Genomic DNA, 14,627 nt, shown 5'->3' with positions numbered 1-14,627 from the left:
GGCGGCGCATTCGCGGAGAATCCGGGGGTGAACGATGCTCAATCGTCATCGTCGGCATGGCTACCCGACACGCGCACTCCCTTGATGGTCGTAGCACCATGGTCGCGCACCACCGTCAGGGCCCGCGCCCCGGTTCGCGCTTCAATTTCATCGGCGAGGATACGCGAATGGGTGACGACCCAAACCTGCGTCCGTTCCGCGGCATTGGCGATCATTTCCGCCAGGGCGGGAAGCATGGACGGGTGCAGGCTGGTCTCCGGCTCGTTCAGCGCGATAAGCCGGGGCAGGCGATAGGACAACAGTGCGCCGGCCAGGGCGAGAAACCGAATCTGCCCGTCTGAAAGCTCTTCGGGCCGGAAAATCCGCTGCGGGAATTCCGGCATCTGCAAACCGAACGTCGCGGTTTCACTGGGAACAGGCACATCGAGCACCGCACCGCCGAGAGCCGATGCAATGCAATGGTCGAGATCAGCGGTATCCCCGCGGATATGCACCAATGTGGCGAAAACGGCAGCCAGATTGCGGCCGTCCTCATCCAGCATCGGCGCGGTGATTGCCAGAGCAGGCTGCCTGACCGGCGAATCGCGGTCGGTCCGGAAGCCGTGGTAGAACCGCCATCCCAGAATGGTGGCACGCAAATCACCGATTTCGGGATATCGCCCCGCATTGCCGAGCGCCGCCAATGCTGTTTCCGAATCAAGCAGGCGTACCGGATGCTCGATTCTCCGGCCACCATCGTCGCGGGCAAACACCGCAGGACCCTTGCGGCCCATCATCTCGACCGGGCGGCGGCCGGAATCGATTGTCAGACTTTCTTCCTTGATCTGCGGTTCGAAAGCAAAGCCCGCCGCGACCGGAGGCCGCAATCCGATCTCAATGCTGTAACTCGGCGCAAATCCCGTGCGCACCGCATGCCCGGTCCGAATCGCTTCCTCGTCATCGTCGAAGGAAGCGCTGAAGATCATACGCACCGGCCCGGGTTTGCGTTTGCCGGTCCACAGCGCCGATTGCATACCGCCCTCGCGGGCTATCTCATAGGAAAGCGTGCCCTCGGCCGCCGCCTTGATCATCTGCATGGCGCGGTAAAGGTTGGATTTGCCGACACCGTTCTCGCCAACGAACACCGCAAGCTGGCGGATATCCAACCGGATCGACTGCAGCGACCGGTAACCGGTCGCCGAGAGGGAAATCAGACGCATTGGGGGGCGCCCCGTTATGCTCTTAGAGCTTGGACATGTCCTGCGCAACGCTGAGGTTCAAAGCCTCCGCAACTTCCCGTGCCGCCCGGTTGATCGCATCGCGCTGCGCCCGGAGAACGGCGTAGCGCTGTCTTGGCGCATCGTAGTCGGCGGTCACAAGACGGGTGCCCTTGCCGACGACCTTGCCGTCCGCAATGCGTGTCAGCGTATAGCTGCCAGTCATGCGCATCGAACCGGCGGTCGGCTGACCGGATTTGTCGTTTGTTGCATTCTGGATGAGTGCAAGCGACAGATCCTGGTAGCTGACACCGAGTTGCAGCGTATAGGCGGCATTCGCAGGCTGCCCGGCTCCATGATTGAACATGAAGATCAGATTGTTGCGCACCTGCTGTGCTTCACGGCTGCCCACTTCCGCAATGGCGATGGTGGCAAGTTTCGACTGCACGCTGCCGCTCACGCCAGCGCCTGCCCCGGCCACGGGACCCGGATTGGAATAGAGCGGGCGAACCTGGCAACCGCCGGCGATCAGAGCCAAGCCGAGAACGCATACGGACAGCAAGCGCTTGGAGCCGGACACCGGCTGGAAACGATCAGGCAACGACATTGATGATCCTCTGCGGTACGATAATGACTTTCTTCGGCGGATTACCGTTCAACACCACCTTGACAAAATCAAGTTCGAGAGCGGCCTTTTCGACCGTCAATTGATCCGCATCGCGGGCAATTGTCAAATCACCCCGCTTCTTGCCGTTTATCTGTACCGGCATCGTGACGGTGTTCTCGACGATCAGCGCTTCGTTGTGGTGCGGCCAGGCCTTATCAGCAACGAAACCGCTGCCGTTGAGGGCTTTCCAGCATTCCTCGGCCAGATGCGGCATCATCGGCGCGATCATGGCAATCAGCATATCCGTTGCTTCGCGGCAGGCAGCGATGGCTGTCGCATCGGCTTCCCCTGCGGCGATCTTCTGCAAGGGAGCAGCCAGCACATTGACGAGTTCATAGAGACGCGCAACGGCCTTGTTGAAAGCCAGTTTTTCGATGTCTTCGCCGACAGCCTTGACTGTCCGGTGGGCAGCCTTGGAAATCGCCGCCACATCGCCGTCGAAGGCAGGTGCGGCCGTCGCTCCCTGCAGGACCGGCGCTGCTTCGGAGATCAGGCGCCAGACACGCTGGACAAAGCGATGCGCACCCTCGGCTCCCGCTTCGGTCCAGATCACGTCGCGCTCGGGCGGCGAATCCGACAGCATGAACCAGCGCGCGGTATCGGCGCCATAGGAAGCGATGATGTCGTCCGGATCGACAACGTTCTTTTTCGACTTCGACATTTTCTCGATGGAGCCGATTTCGACCTCGTCGCCGGTGGCGATCAGAACCGCCCGGCGCTTGCCGTTGCTTTCCTCCAGCCGCACCTCGGCCGGCGTGACCCAGTTGCCATTGGCACCCGTGCCAAGCCGGTAGGTCTCGTGCACGACCATGCCTTGCGTGAACAGTCCCTTGAACGGCTCGCTGATATCGAGATGCCCCGCAACTTTCATCGCGCGGGTAAAGAAACGCGAATAGAGCAGATGCAGGATCGCATGCTCAATGCCGCCGATATACTGATCGACCGGCAGCCAGTGATTGGCCACTTTCGGATCGGTCGGTTCGTTCTCCCACGGCGCGGTGAAGCGGGCAAAATACCAGGACGAATCGACAAATGTATCCATCGTGTCGGTTTCGCGCCGGGCCGCCTTGCTGCATTGCGGGCAATTGACATGCCGCCACGTTGGGTGCCGGTCGAGCGGGTTACCCGGACGATCGAATTCCACGTCATCCGGCAGTTTCACCGGCAGATCAGCCTTGGGAACCGGAACAACGCCGCAATCGTCGCAATGAATCATCGGGATCGGGCAGCCCCAGTAGCGCTGGCGCGAGATGCCCCAGTCGCGCAGGCGGAAATTCACCTTGCGCTCGCCCTGCGGACGGCCGCCGATTGTTTGTTCTTCCAGAAGCTTGGCAACCGCGTCAAAGGCCGCTGCGGGCGACAACCCATCGAGGAAGCGCGAATTGATCATCACGCCATCATCAACATAAGCGGTTTCGGTGATCTGGAATGTGGCCGCATCGCCGCCCTCCGGCATGACAACAGCCACGACAGGCAGGCCATACTTGTTGGCAAAATCCAGATCGCGCTGATCGCCGGACGGGCAGCCGAAAATCGCGCCCGTACCGTAATCCATCAACACGAAATTCGCGACAAAGACCGGCAGTGTCCAGTTCTCATCAAGAGGATGTTTGACGCGCAGGCCCGTATCGAAACCCCGCTTTTCCGCCGTTTCCAGCGCAGCCAGAGATGTACCCGCACGTCGGCATTCATCGTTGAATTCAGCCAGGGCGGGATTGTTCTCTGCCGCTTTTTTCGCCAGCGGATGATCCGCCGCAATGGCCAGGAACGATGCACCGAACAGCGTATCGGGCCGCGTCGTATAGACCTCGACCTCGGTCTCGCCACCGATCTGCGATTGAGTGTCCAGCGCCCAGCGGATCAGCATGCCTTCGGACTTGCCAATCCAGTTGCGCTGCATCAGCCGCACCTTGTCCGGCCACTGATCGAGACCATCCAGAGCGCTCAGCAACTCTTCATTGAAATCGGTGATTTTGAAAAACCACTGCGTCAGTTCGCGCTGCTCCACCAGCGCGCCGGAGCGCCATCCGCGGCCATCGATGACCTGCTCGTTGGCAAGCACCGTCATGTCCTCGGGGTCCCAGTTGACCTTGGAAGATTTGCGCGTCACCAGCCCCTTCTCGACAAAGTCGAGGAACAGCATCTGCTGGCGGTGGTAATATTCGACATCGCAGGTGGCGAATTCGCGCGACCAGTCCAGCGAAAGACCCATGGACTTCAGCTGGCTGCGCATTGTCGCGATGTTCTGGTAGGTCCATTCCTTGGGATGAACCTTGTTCTGCATCGCCGCGTTTTCTGCCGGCATGCCGAAGGCGTCCCATCCCATCGGGTGGAGAACATTGAATCCCTTGGCGCGTTTGTAGCGGGCTACGACGTCACCCATGGCATAGTTGCGCACATGCCCCATGTGGATGCGTCCCGACGGATAGGGGAACATCTCAAGCACGTAGTAGGGGTCGCGCGGATCGTCATTGTCGGTTTCGAAAAGCTTGGCTTCGTCCCAAACCTTTTGCCAATGCTTCTCGGCTACGCGGGGATTGTATCGTTCGGTTGCCATGAACGGGATTCTCTTGCAAAGGATAGTGATGGGCGGACCTTCACCATGGATTGACCAGAGCGTCAACCATTGACAATGAGGGTTTGGCCGAAACTGCATCAAAAAGGACACGCTTGACCATGTCGACCGCCGTTGAAAACCTTCTTGCCATTCGCAAAGCCATTGCGAAAGCCGAAGCGGAAGCCAACCGTAGGGAAGGCTCGGTGACACTCGTTGCCGTATCGAAAACCTTTGACGCAGCAGAGATTCGCCCTGTTCTGGACGCCGGACAGCGTGTTTTCGGGGAAAACCGGGTTCAGGAAGCGCAATCAAAGTGGCCCGGTTTGCGCGAGGACTATGCGGGTATAGACCTTCATCTCATCGGGCCGCTGCAATCAAACAAGAGTGAAGACGCCGTTGCGCTGTTTGATGTCATCGAAACGGTTGACCGGGAAAAGATCGCCGCAGCCCTTGCCGGCGAAATGAAGAAGCAGAACCGGTTTCCCAAGCTCTACGTTCAGGTCAATACCGGCTCCGAACCGCAGAAAGCCGGGATCGAGCCGAAGGAAGCCGTCGCCTTTGTCGAGCGCTGCCGCATGGTGCACGGGCTGGCCATAGAAGGCCTGATGTGCATCCCTCCGGCGGATGAGAACCCTGGCCCGCACTTTGCCCTTCTGGAAAAGATCGCGCAGGAAGCCGGCGTGGAAAAGCTCTCCATGGGCATGTCGGGCGACTACGAGACCGCCGTCGGCTTTGGCGCGACATCCGTGCGCATCGGCTCGGCCATTTTCGGCAGCCGAACCTGAGACGCTGTCGTCACCAGCTGCGGCGCGGTCCCGTATCGATGTGATAATAGCCAGCGGGATAACGCTTGAAACCACCGACTTCCTTGCTGCCTGACAGATGCTGCAGCAGGCCGGACGCGCTTCCATGCACACGGAAATCAACGGCCTGGCAGCTCAGATGGTAGGACTTTTCCCGCCCGCCTGCCTTGCGGTTGGCATTGCGTGACCGCACGGTCGAATTGACGGTGATCGGGCCATAGGCTGCCGAAACTCGGTTCAAGACGTGCTTGAGCCGTTCCGGCACGCAATTGGCCGGGGCCTTGTACTGAATATAGGATTTGCCGCGCGGCATGGCCGCAAGCACGAGCGGATTGATCTTGTCGAACAGGGAATCGCCGAGCAGATGCGCATGCTCTTCGTCAAAGAGGTGTGCACCAAGCCGTTTCCAGGGATTGGCCGGTTCCGGCAGCGTGCCGGCAGTGGCGGGATAGGCAAAAGTGAGCCCGAACAGGGCAATCGCCAGAGAGGCGGATTTTGCGCGAAACACAACGCCGCGCAAGGGTAACATCGTCATCCATCAGTCCTTGATTGGGCGCACGCTCTTCAGTCCACACGGCGCGCCGACATTATCCTCCCAAGTCAAGGCAGAGACGGTCTAAGGCAAAATGTGTCCAAAATGGATCACGCCCCATAACAAAATGTAACGTAATATTACGACGCGTAGCGGTTTGTGTGCGACGGAACGCCGTTCCCTCCGGGGCATTTGTTGTATTTACGCATCGATTTGCATGGTGATAATGAACGCCATGCGCCTCTCTCCCCGGGAGGCATCCGGGTGGAGGCCCGTCAGCTCAGGTTTGGAGGAAATTGATGTCCGAGAAGGTCTACCCCGTGCTGCCAAGCGCGAAGAAGAACGCGCTTATCGACAATGAAACATATCTCGCCTGGTACAAGCAGAGCATCAAGGATCCGGAGAAGTTCTGGGCCAAGCACGGCAAGCGCATCGACTGGTTCAAACCCTATACCAAGGTCAAGAACACCTCCTTCGAGGGCAAGGTCGCGATCAAATGGTTCGAAGACGGCCAGACCAATGTCTCTTACAATTGCATCGACCGGCACCTGAAGAAGCGCGGCGACCAGGTCGCCATCATCTGGGAGGGCGACAATCCCTATCTCGACAAGAAAGTCACCTACAACGAGTTGTATGAGCAGGTCTGCCGTCTTGCCAATGTGCTGAAGAAGCACGGCGTCAAGAAGGGCGACCGCGTGACGATCTATATGCCGATGATCGTCGAAGCCACCTACGCCATGCTCGCCTGCGCGCGTATCGGCGCTGTCCACTCCGTCGTTTTCGGCGGTTTCTCGCCCGATGCGCTTGCCGGCCGCATCATCGATTGCGAATCCACCTTCGTCATCACGGCCGATGAAGGCATGCGCGGCGGCAAGCCGATTCCGCTGAAGGACAATACAGACAAGGCCATCGACATCGCTGCCAAGAATTATGTGATGGTGAAGAACGTGCTGGTTGTCCGCCGCACGGGTGGCAAGACCAGCTGGGCGCCCAACCGCGACCTCTGGTATCACGAGGAAATTCTCAGCGTGAAGCCCGAGTGCAAGCCGGAAAAGATGAAGGCCGAGGATCCGCTGTTCATCCTTTACACATCGGGCTCCACCGGCAAGCCGAAAGGTGTGCTGCACACGACAGGCGGCTATCTCGTCTATGCCTCGATGACGCACCAGTATGTCTTCGACTATCACGACGGTGATATCTACTGGTGCACGGCCGACGTGGGCTGGGTCACCGGCCACTCCTATATCGTCTACGGCCCGCTTGCCAACGGCGCCACAACCCTGATGTTCGAAGGTGTTCCCAACTACCCCACCAATTCGCGCTTCTGGGAAGTCATCGACAAGCACAAGGTCAACATCTTCTACACCGCCCCAACTGCCATTCGTGCGCTGATGAGCGCCGGTGATGAGCCGGTCAAGAAGACCTCGCGCAAATCGCTGCGCATCCTTGGTTCGGTTGGCGAACCGATCAATCCGGAAGCCTGGGAATGGTACTATCAGGTGGTCGGCGACAAGCGCTCGCCCATCGTCGATACCTGGTGGCAGACGGAAACCGGCGGTATTCTCATCACGCCGCTGCCGGGTGCCACCGACTTGAAACCGGGTTCCGCCACGCGCCCGTTCTTCGGCGTGCAGCCACAGCTGGTCGACAATGAAGGTGATGTGCTGGAAGGTGCAGCCGACGGCAATCTCTGCATCACCGACTCGTGGCCGGGACAGATGCGCACGCTTTACGGTGATCACAAGCGCTTCATCGAGGCTTACTTCTCCACCTACAAGGGCAAGTATTTCACCGGGGATGGCTGCCGCCGCGACAAGGATGGCTATTACTGGATCACCGGCCGTGTCGACGACGTGCTCAACGTGTCGGGTCACCGCATGGGCACCGCCGAAGTGGAATCGGCTCTGGTCTCCCATGACACGGTTTCGGAAGCGGCCGTGGTCGGTTATCCCCATGACCTGAAGGGACAGGGCATCTATTGCTATGTCACGCTGATGGCCGGACTAGAAGGCACTGATGAGTTGCGCAAGGAACTTGTTGCGCATGTGCGCAAGGAAATCGGGCCGATTGCCTCCCCGGACAAGATCCAGTTTGCACCGGGCCTGCCCAAGACGCGCTCGGGCAAGATCATGCGCCGCATCCTGCGCAAGATCGCCGAGGACGATTTCGGCTCGCTGGGCGATACGTCGACACTGGCCGATCCGGCTGTTGTCGATGACCTGATCGCCAACCGGCAGAACAAGAAGGGCTGAGCGGCAACCCGCTACAAAAACCCGAACAAGAGCCGGTCTCTAACGATAGAGATCGGCCCTTGTCTGCGGCACGGCGGAAATCCCGCGCTTGCGTTTGGATGCGAGCGTCTGGTTGATCTGTACGGTCCCGCGCTCGAACGCCAGCGCGCAGCCGGTCAGGTAGAGCAGCCAGAGCCGGGCTTTTGGCGCACCGACTTCGGCAATCGCCTCGTCAAAGCGGGCATGCAGGCGATCGGCCCAGAGACGGCAGGTCCGGCCATAGTGCTCGCGCAGGTTTTCCACGTCGTGAACCTCGAAACCATACCCCTCGAGATTTTCAATGGTCATGCCGAGATGGTCGAGTTCACCGCCCGGGAAGATGTATTTCACCAGCGCCAGATGCTCGGCACTCTTGCGGCCGAACGTCTTCTTGTTGCGCTTCATGCGACGGGTGATGGCGTGATGAAGGTAAAGGCCACCCGGTCGCAGCAGACGATGCACGCTGGAAAAATATGTATCGTAATTGGCGATGCCGACATGTTCGAACATGCCGATCGATGAAATCTTGTCGAACTCCTCGTCAAGGTGTTCGTAGGATTTCACGTGAATCGTGATCTTGTCTTCCAGACCCTCTGCCTTGATCCGTTCGCGGGCAAGCGCAGTCTGGGCTTCCGAAAGCGACACGCCGGTTCCGGTGATGCCGTAATGCTTGGCCGCATGGATCAGCATCGCACCCCAGCCGCAGCCGATATCCAGCAGTTTTTCGCCAGGCTTCAAGCGCAACTTGCGGCAGATCAGATCTAGCTTGGCTTCCTGCGCCTGATCGAGGCTGTTGGCCCAATCGGTGAAGTAGGCACAGGTATAGACCATGCGCTCGTCGAGGAAGAGCTGGTAGAATTCATTCGAGACATCATAGTGGTGGGTAATGGCCGCCTTGTCGGAGCCGCTGACGAAAGGCTTCTGTCCATCGACGCCCGAAGCATCCGTCCCGCGGCCGCCGAGCAGCAAAGCCGGCACGTCCTTCAGCAATTGCCATTTGGGCAGGGTCTTGAGCTTCTGCTTGAACCTGCCCTTGGGCCCACGCTCGACCAGGTCGAACAGCGTGCCGTTCTTCACGTCGATCTGGCCGGAAATCCACAGCTCGACGATCGATCCGATGTTGGGTTTCAGCGCCAGACGGCGCACGGCCATCGGATCGTTGATCGCAAGCACCGGGCCGTCCATGTCGCCGATACGCTCGCCATTCCATAGCTCGACGGCAAATTGCGGCTCCAGCATGTGTAGGACTGTGCGGATGATCCGCGCCGCGCTTTCTTGTGCCGCCATGCAACAACTCCAAATCATAGGCTCCGGCACACTGCTGCCGGAGGTCCGGCAGAACCTATGCGCTTCGTTTCCGGCTGGCAACGCACTTTCACGGGCAGCTGAAAACGGCGATTGAAAATTTTCCCTTGAAACCTGACGCGGCAGACCCCATTCTCAATTTGTGTTCAACGAAAGAAAAGGAGGTGATCCGATGTCTCGTGATTTCGCAAACTGCCACAAGGCGTCTGATGCTTTCCATCGGGGATCGTCTCTCCGTTGAATAAGCAACCCTGGCTAGTCCAGGGGTAAGAAGGCCAAACGACAGCTTTGTGCCAGACGGAATTGCGGGGCCACTCTTCGGAGTGGCCCTTTCCGTTCAGGCAGCACGTTTTCCTGTAATCCGGAAACCGATCGCCTTCATGACGGCAATGGTCGTTTCAAGCGTCGGATTCCCGTCCTCGCTCAAAGACCTGTACAGTTGTTCACGCGCCAAGCCGGTTGCACGGGCAATGCTCGTCATCCCCTTGGCGCGCGCCACGACACCCAGCGCTTTTGCAATATGACCTGCATCGCCGGTTTCAAACGCATCGGCCAGGAACACTTCGATTGCATCGTCCGATTTCAAAGCCTCTGCTGGATCATAATCATAAAGCTTTGTCGCCATTGTCGTCTTTCCATTCTGCAGCCAACAGTTTTGCATTGCGTATGTCCTGCTGTTGCGTGCTCTTGTTCCCACCGCACAAGAGAATGACAATCTCGGAATTGTGCCGTTTGAAATAAACGCGATAGCCGGGTCCGTAGTGAATGCGCAACTCGCAGACGCCCTGTCCGACTGACAAAACATCACCAACCAGACCATTGGCCAAACGGAACAGCCGGGCAGCAATCGCAGCTCTTGCCCTGTCGTCTCTAAGCGTCCGCTCCCATCTCCGATAGGTGTCCGTCTGTTTGATCTGCATTAAAAATGTATTTTTTAAATTACAATATGTCAATTCCTCCAAGTATTAATCGGATGACATTCCAAATGAAACCAACGCCAGATTGTATCCGTGATGCACTTTGCTCTTTCCAAAATTGATGATACCAAGATTTCTGCCTGAAAATGGTGCACTCTGCCTCTATACGAGGCAATTCCCTCGGAAAGACCCACGATGTCCGCCCTCTCGACCCCAAACGCAGCACCGAAGCGTGCATGGCGTGACGAAATCATTGCAATGCTGTCCTTAAGCTGGCCGATGATTCTCACCAACCTGGCTCAGACCGCCATGACGGCAACCGACGTCATGATGATGGGCTGGGTCAGCGCGCACACGCTGGCCGCAGGGGCGCTTGGTACCAATCTCTATTATGTTCCGATGATCTTTGGCCTTGGTCTCATGCTGGCGACATCGCCGATGATGGCGCGCGAGCTTGGCCGTAACAAACACACCGTACGGGAAATCCGCCGCACCGTGCGCCAGGGCCTGTGGATTGCGGTGACGATCTCCATTCCCATCTGGCTTGTCCTGTGGAACACCCAATCGATCCTGACGGCCATGGGGCAGGATCCGGCGCTTGCAGCCGAAGCAGGCGCCTATGTCAGGGCCCTGCAATGGGCAGCCCTGCCGTTCTATTGCTACATCGTCGTCCGTTCATTCCTGGCAGCACTCGAGCGTCCAGGCTGGGCGCTGGTGATCGCCGTCCTCGCCGTGATGTTCAATGCCCTGGCAAACTGGTGCCTGATCTTCGGCCATTTCGGGTTCCCCAAACTCGGCATCGTTGGCTCGGGCATTGCCACGACGCTTTCCTCCGCGCTGATGTTCATCGGTCTTGTCATTGTCGTTTTGCGCGACCGGCAGTTTCGCCGCTACCGCCTGTTTGGCCGGTTCTGGCGCGCCGACTGGGCCCGCTATCGCGAACTGCTGCGCCTCGGCCTTCCCATTGCAGCGATCCTCAGCTTTGAAGTGACCATTTTCAACGCGGCCGCCTTTCTGATGGGCATTATCGGGCCCGATTCCCTTGCCGCCCATGCCATTGCCATCCAGATCGCGTCGATCAGCTTCATGGTGCCCATGGGCTTTGGCCAGGCCGCCACGGTGCGCATTGGCAGGGCCTACGGTGCACAGGACCGGGATGGTATCAAGCGGGCGGGCTGGGTGGCGTTTGCAGCCGGCACAGGCTTCATGGTTCTGACAGCGCTGCTCATGCTCCTGGCGCCACACCAGCTCATCCGCGCATTCATCGACGTCAGCGATCCGGCCAATGCGCCGGTCGTATCCCTCGCAGTGTCGTTTCTGGCCTTTGCCGCGCTTTTTCAGATTTTTGACGGCGGGCAGGCCGTTGCCAGCGGCATGCTGCGCGGCCTGCATGACACGACAATACCGATGATCTATGCGGCCATTGCCTATTGGGGCATCGGCCTGCCGCTCTCGGTCGCCTTCGGTTTCTGGCTGAAGCTGGAAGGTGCAGGCATCTGGCTCGGCCTGCTGTCCGGCCTGGCTGCCGCCGCCATTCTGCTGATGAGCCGTTGGCTGCGGCGGGAAAAACTGGGCATCGAAATCATCCGGCACTAGGCCGGCGGGATCAGAAATCGATGGTGCGGCCCTTGATTTCCCAATCGCCGAAGCGGGCGGGATCCTTGCCGCCGCGCCCACCGATCTCCCGCGGCTGGCCGGCTTGTTGTTCCTCGGCCTTGCGGCGCGCCTCAGCTTCCAGCAATGCGCGCTGTGCGGCAGGCGGCAGTTGATCGAAAGGCTTACCTGACGGCTGCTCGCCGGTCTCGGCCTGCGGCGTCTCCGATGTCTGGTCGCTGGTCATTCTGGTCTGTCCATCATTGAAGCTTGCTGTGTGAAACACCATCATATACCGGAAGATGTCGAACAAAAGGAATGATCTTGATACGTGAAATGTTCACAATGCGGGGAATGACACCATGAATGTAATGCGCACTGGAATGCTGCTCGCCTTCATGACCGCCTTGTTTATGGGCGTCGGTTTTCTCATTGGCGGCACCGGCGGCATGCTGATTGCCCTCGTCGTTGCGACAGGCATGAATCTCTTCAGCTACTGGAACTCCGACAAGATGGTCCTGCGGATGTACAACGCCGTCGAAGTCGACCAGAACAACGCCCCGGAATATTTCGGCATCGTGCGCGATCTCGCCGCGCGCGCTGGCTTGCCCATGCCACGGGTCTATCTCATCGAAAATGATCAGCCGAATGCTTTCGCCACGGGACGCAATCCGCAGAACGCCGCGGTGGCCGCGTCTACCGGACTGCTGCATCGCCTGTCACCGAACGAGGTTGCAGCGGTCATGGCGCACGAGCTGGCGCATGTCGAGCACCGCGATACCCTGACCATGACCGTCACAGCCACCCTCGCCGGAGCAATCTCCATGCTTGGCAATTTTGCCATGTTCTTTGGCGGTGGCAATCGCAACAACAACAATCCCCTCGGTTTCATCGGCGTTCTCGTTGCCATGATCGTTGCGCCGTTCGCCGCCATGATCGTGCAGATGGCCATCAGCCGGACGCGGGAATACTCGGCGGACCGGCGCGGCGCTGAGATTTGCGGCAACCCGCTGTGGCTCGCCTCCGCACTCAACAAGATTGCCCGCGGCGCCAAGGAGATCGTCAACGAGGAAGCCGAGCGCAACCCGGCCTCCGCGTCGCTCTTCATCATCAATCCATTGAGCGGCCAAGGAGCTGACAATTTGTTCTCCACCCATCCGAGCACCGAAAACCGTATCGCGGCCTTGCAGGCCATGGTGGAAGAGTTTCGCCAGCGTCCTGCCGCACCACAGCCAATGGCGACACCGGCTGCTCCCGCACAGGAGGAGCCTCAGGACGAGACGCCGTCCCCCTGGGGCCGTGACGGTTCCTCGCGTAAAGGCCCATGGGCATGAGCGCGGGACAGGAGAGAAAGCGGCCATTCGGCAAGAAGAACAGCACCTCAAATTACCACGAGGCCGAAGACCGGCCGGGGCTGGCGGCGCGCCAATGCGCAACCCGGCTGCTGGGTGCCGTGATTGAAAAGCAGACCTCGCTGGACGGCCTTACCGACAACAGCAACGGTCATCCGCAATACATGGCGCTTGACGACCGCGACCGGTCGCTGGTTCGCGCTATTCTCGGTGCTGCCCTGCGCAATCGCGGCGCCATTGAAGCAGCCATCGGTCAGCTGATCGACCGGCCGCTGCCCGAAAACGCCGTTGCCCTGCGTCACTTGCTGCACGTGGCCGCCGCACAGATTCTCTATCTCGATATCCCTGATCGGGCCGCTGTCGATCTGGCGGTGACCGCCGCCAACAACGATCCACGCAACCGCCGTTTCGCTTCGATGGTCAATGCCGTGCTGCGCCGCCTGTCGCGCGAGCGAGACACTCTCGTTTCGAATGCGAGCAACGTACCGGCGTGGTTCGAAGATGGCCTGATCGCCGCCTATGGCAAGGAAAAAGCCAAGGCTATTCTGGATATTCAGAGCAAGGAACCGCCCATTGACCTCACCGTCAAGGGTGATCCGCAGGAATGGGCGGAGCGCCTTGGCGGCATTGCCCTCCCGACCGGGTCGGTGCGCATCGCCCAGGTCGATGGTGCGCTGACCAGCCTTCCAGGCTTTGCAGAAGGCGACTGGTGGGTGCAGGATACGGCAGCTAGCCTTCCTGCAAAACTCTTCGGTGACATCAAGGGAAAGCGTGTTGCCGACCTTTGTGCCGCTCCCGGCGGTAAGACCGCGCAATTGGCGCAGGCCGGCGCGCATGTCACGGCGCTTGACCTGTCGGCCAATCGGTTGAAACGCCTACGATCCAACCTTGAGCGCCTGCAGCTCGCGGCGGAAACCGTGGAAGCCAATCTCACCGCCTATACTCCAGCCGAGCCGTTCGACGCGGTTCTGCTCGATGCGCCCTGCTCCTCCACCGGCACCGTGCGGCGCCATCCCGACGTTCCGTGGACGAAGTCGCCGGCCGATATCCAGAAGCTGGCAACGCTTCAGGCCAAGCTGCTCGATCATGCTGTTACACTGGTGAAACCCGGCGGCGTCGTGGTCTTTTCCAACTGCTCGCTCGATCCGCTGGAAGGCGAAAAGGTTGCCAACGATCTTCTGGCCAAGAATCCGTCCATCGAATTGCTGCCCGTAAGCAAGGACGAGGTGGGCGGACTTGCCGAGCTGATCACCCCGGAGGGCTATGTGCGTTCCACACCGGCTGACCTTGCCAACGATGATCCGGCCCTCTCAGGCATGGATGGTTTCTTCGCTGCACGTTTTCGCCGGAAAGATTAAAATCAAATACTAAAATTTTAACTGTTTTGGTTGCATAGTCCCGATTTGTCGTCGATGGGTTGAAACCAAAGCAATGA

General features: G+C 59.3%; 13 protein-coding genes. 5 read left to right on the top strand and 8 right to left on the bottom strand.

Annotation, left to right across the window (positions count from 1 at the left end):
* Nucleotides 1-38 precede the first annotated feature (38 nt).
* The 3 genes from RDL77_RS10970 to leuS are packed head-to-tail and all read right to left on the bottom strand — an operon-like array spanning nt 39 to nt 4,420.
* Nucleotides 39-1,199: an AAA family ATPase gene (locus RDL77_RS10970; RefSeq protein WP_223613809.1), complete on the bottom strand. Its 1,161-nt coding sequence runs from the start codon at nt 1,197-1,199 to the stop codon at nt 39-41.
* A 22-nt stretch (nt 1,200-1,221) separates the two neighbouring features.
* The gene (gene lptE, locus RDL77_RS10965) at nt 1,222-1,803 is read right to left on the bottom strand and encodes an LPS assembly lipoprotein LptE (RefSeq protein WP_288192833.1); all 582 of its coding nucleotides are present in this window, start codon (nt 1,801-1,803) and stop codon (nt 1,222-1,224) included.
* Nucleotides 1,790-4,420: a leucine--tRNA ligase gene (gene leuS, locus RDL77_RS10960; RefSeq protein WP_288192832.1), complete on the bottom strand. Its 2,631-nt coding sequence runs from the start codon at nt 4,418-4,420 to the stop codon at nt 1,790-1,792. Before leuS ends, lptE begins: the two co-directional genes overlap by 14 nt.
* A 119-nt stretch (nt 4,421-4,539) precedes the next feature.
* Between leuS and RDL77_RS10955 the strand changes: the two genes are divergently transcribed.
* Nucleotides 4,540-5,205, top strand: a complete 666-nt coding sequence (locus RDL77_RS10955) for a YggS family pyridoxal phosphate-dependent enzyme (protein WP_288192831.1) — start codon at nt 4,540-4,542, stop codon at nt 5,203-5,205.
* A gap of 10 nt (nt 5,206-5,215) precedes the next feature.
* Here RDL77_RS10955 and RDL77_RS10950 read toward each other — a convergent pair whose 3' ends face one another.
* Complete coding sequence (locus RDL77_RS10950) at nt 5,216-5,758, bottom strand: D-Ala-D-Ala carboxypeptidase family metallohydrolase (RefSeq protein ID WP_288192830.1); 543 nt, start codon at nt 5,756-5,758, stop codon at nt 5,216-5,218.
* 296 nt (nt 5,759-6,054) lie between these two features.
* Here RDL77_RS10950 and acs point away from each other — a divergent pair, with 296 nt between their 5' ends.
* Nucleotides 6,055-8,007: an acetate--CoA ligase gene (acs, locus tag RDL77_RS10945; RefSeq protein ID WP_223613814.1), complete on the top strand. Its 1,953-nt coding sequence runs from the start codon at nt 6,055-6,057 to the stop codon at nt 8,005-8,007.
* Nucleotides 8,008-8,046: 39 nt separating this feature from the next.
* Here the strand turns inward: acs and RDL77_RS10940 are convergent, their stop codons facing one another.
* From RDL77_RS10940 to RDL77_RS10930, 3 genes are all read right to left on the bottom strand, one after another.
* Nucleotides 8,047-9,312, bottom strand: coding sequence for a cyclopropane-fatty-acyl-phospholipid synthase family protein (locus tag RDL77_RS10940; protein WP_223613815.1), 1,266 nt, complete (start codon nt 9,310-9,312; stop codon nt 8,047-8,049).
* A 355-nt stretch (nt 9,313-9,667) separates the two neighbouring features.
* Nucleotides 9,668-9,955, bottom strand: a complete 288-nt coding sequence (locus tag RDL77_RS10935) for an addiction module antidote protein (RefSeq protein ID WP_223613816.1) — start codon at nt 9,953-9,955, stop codon at nt 9,668-9,670.
* Nucleotides 9,936-10,250, bottom strand: a complete 315-nt coding sequence (locus RDL77_RS10930) for a type II toxin-antitoxin system RelE/ParE family toxin (RefSeq protein WP_223613817.1) — start codon at nt 10,248-10,250, stop codon at nt 9,936-9,938. Before RDL77_RS10930 ends, RDL77_RS10935 begins: the two co-directional genes overlap by 20 nt.
* A 192-nt stretch (nt 10,251-10,442) precedes the next feature.
* Here RDL77_RS10930 and RDL77_RS10925 point away from each other — a divergent pair, with 192 nt between their 5' ends.
* Nucleotides 10,443-11,843, top strand: a complete 1,401-nt coding sequence (locus RDL77_RS10925) for an MATE family efflux transporter (protein WP_288192829.1) — start codon at nt 10,443-10,445, stop codon at nt 11,841-11,843.
* A gap of 10 nt (nt 11,844-11,853) precedes the next feature.
* On the opposite strand, the gene RDL77_RS10920 is transcribed toward RDL77_RS10925, so the two are convergent.
* Entirely contained in the window at nt 11,854-12,087 is a 234-nt protein-coding gene (locus RDL77_RS10920; protein WP_223613819.1) for a DUF1674 domain-containing protein, read from the bottom strand.
* A gap of 115 nt (nt 12,088-12,202) precedes the next feature.
* Here RDL77_RS10920 and htpX point away from each other — a divergent pair, with 115 nt between their 5' ends.
* Together htpX and RDL77_RS10910 are read left to right on the top strand one after the other, a co-directional pair.
* The gene (gene htpX / locus RDL77_RS10915; protein WP_288192828.1) at nt 12,203-13,174 is read left to right on the top strand and encodes a zinc metalloprotease HtpX; all 972 of its coding nucleotides are present in this window, start codon (nt 12,203-12,205) and stop codon (nt 13,172-13,174) included.
* Nucleotides 13,171-14,550: an RsmB/NOP family class I SAM-dependent RNA methyltransferase gene (locus RDL77_RS10910; RefSeq protein ID WP_374042704.1), complete on the top strand. Its 1,380-nt coding sequence runs from the start codon at nt 13,171-13,173 to the stop codon at nt 14,548-14,550. The genes htpX and RDL77_RS10910 overlap by 4 nt, the downstream gene beginning before the upstream one ends.
* The last annotated feature ends 77 nt before the right edge of the window (nt 14,551-14,627 follow it).

It is taken from the genome of uncultured Phyllobacterium sp. (assembly GCF_902479695.1).
Classification (GTDB): domain Bacteria; phylum Pseudomonadota; class Alphaproteobacteria; order Rhizobiales; family Rhizobiaceae; genus Phyllobacterium; species Phyllobacterium calauticae.
Note: the sequence above shows the minus strand (reverse complement) of the source record. Positions and strands in the feature narration are given on the sequence as shown.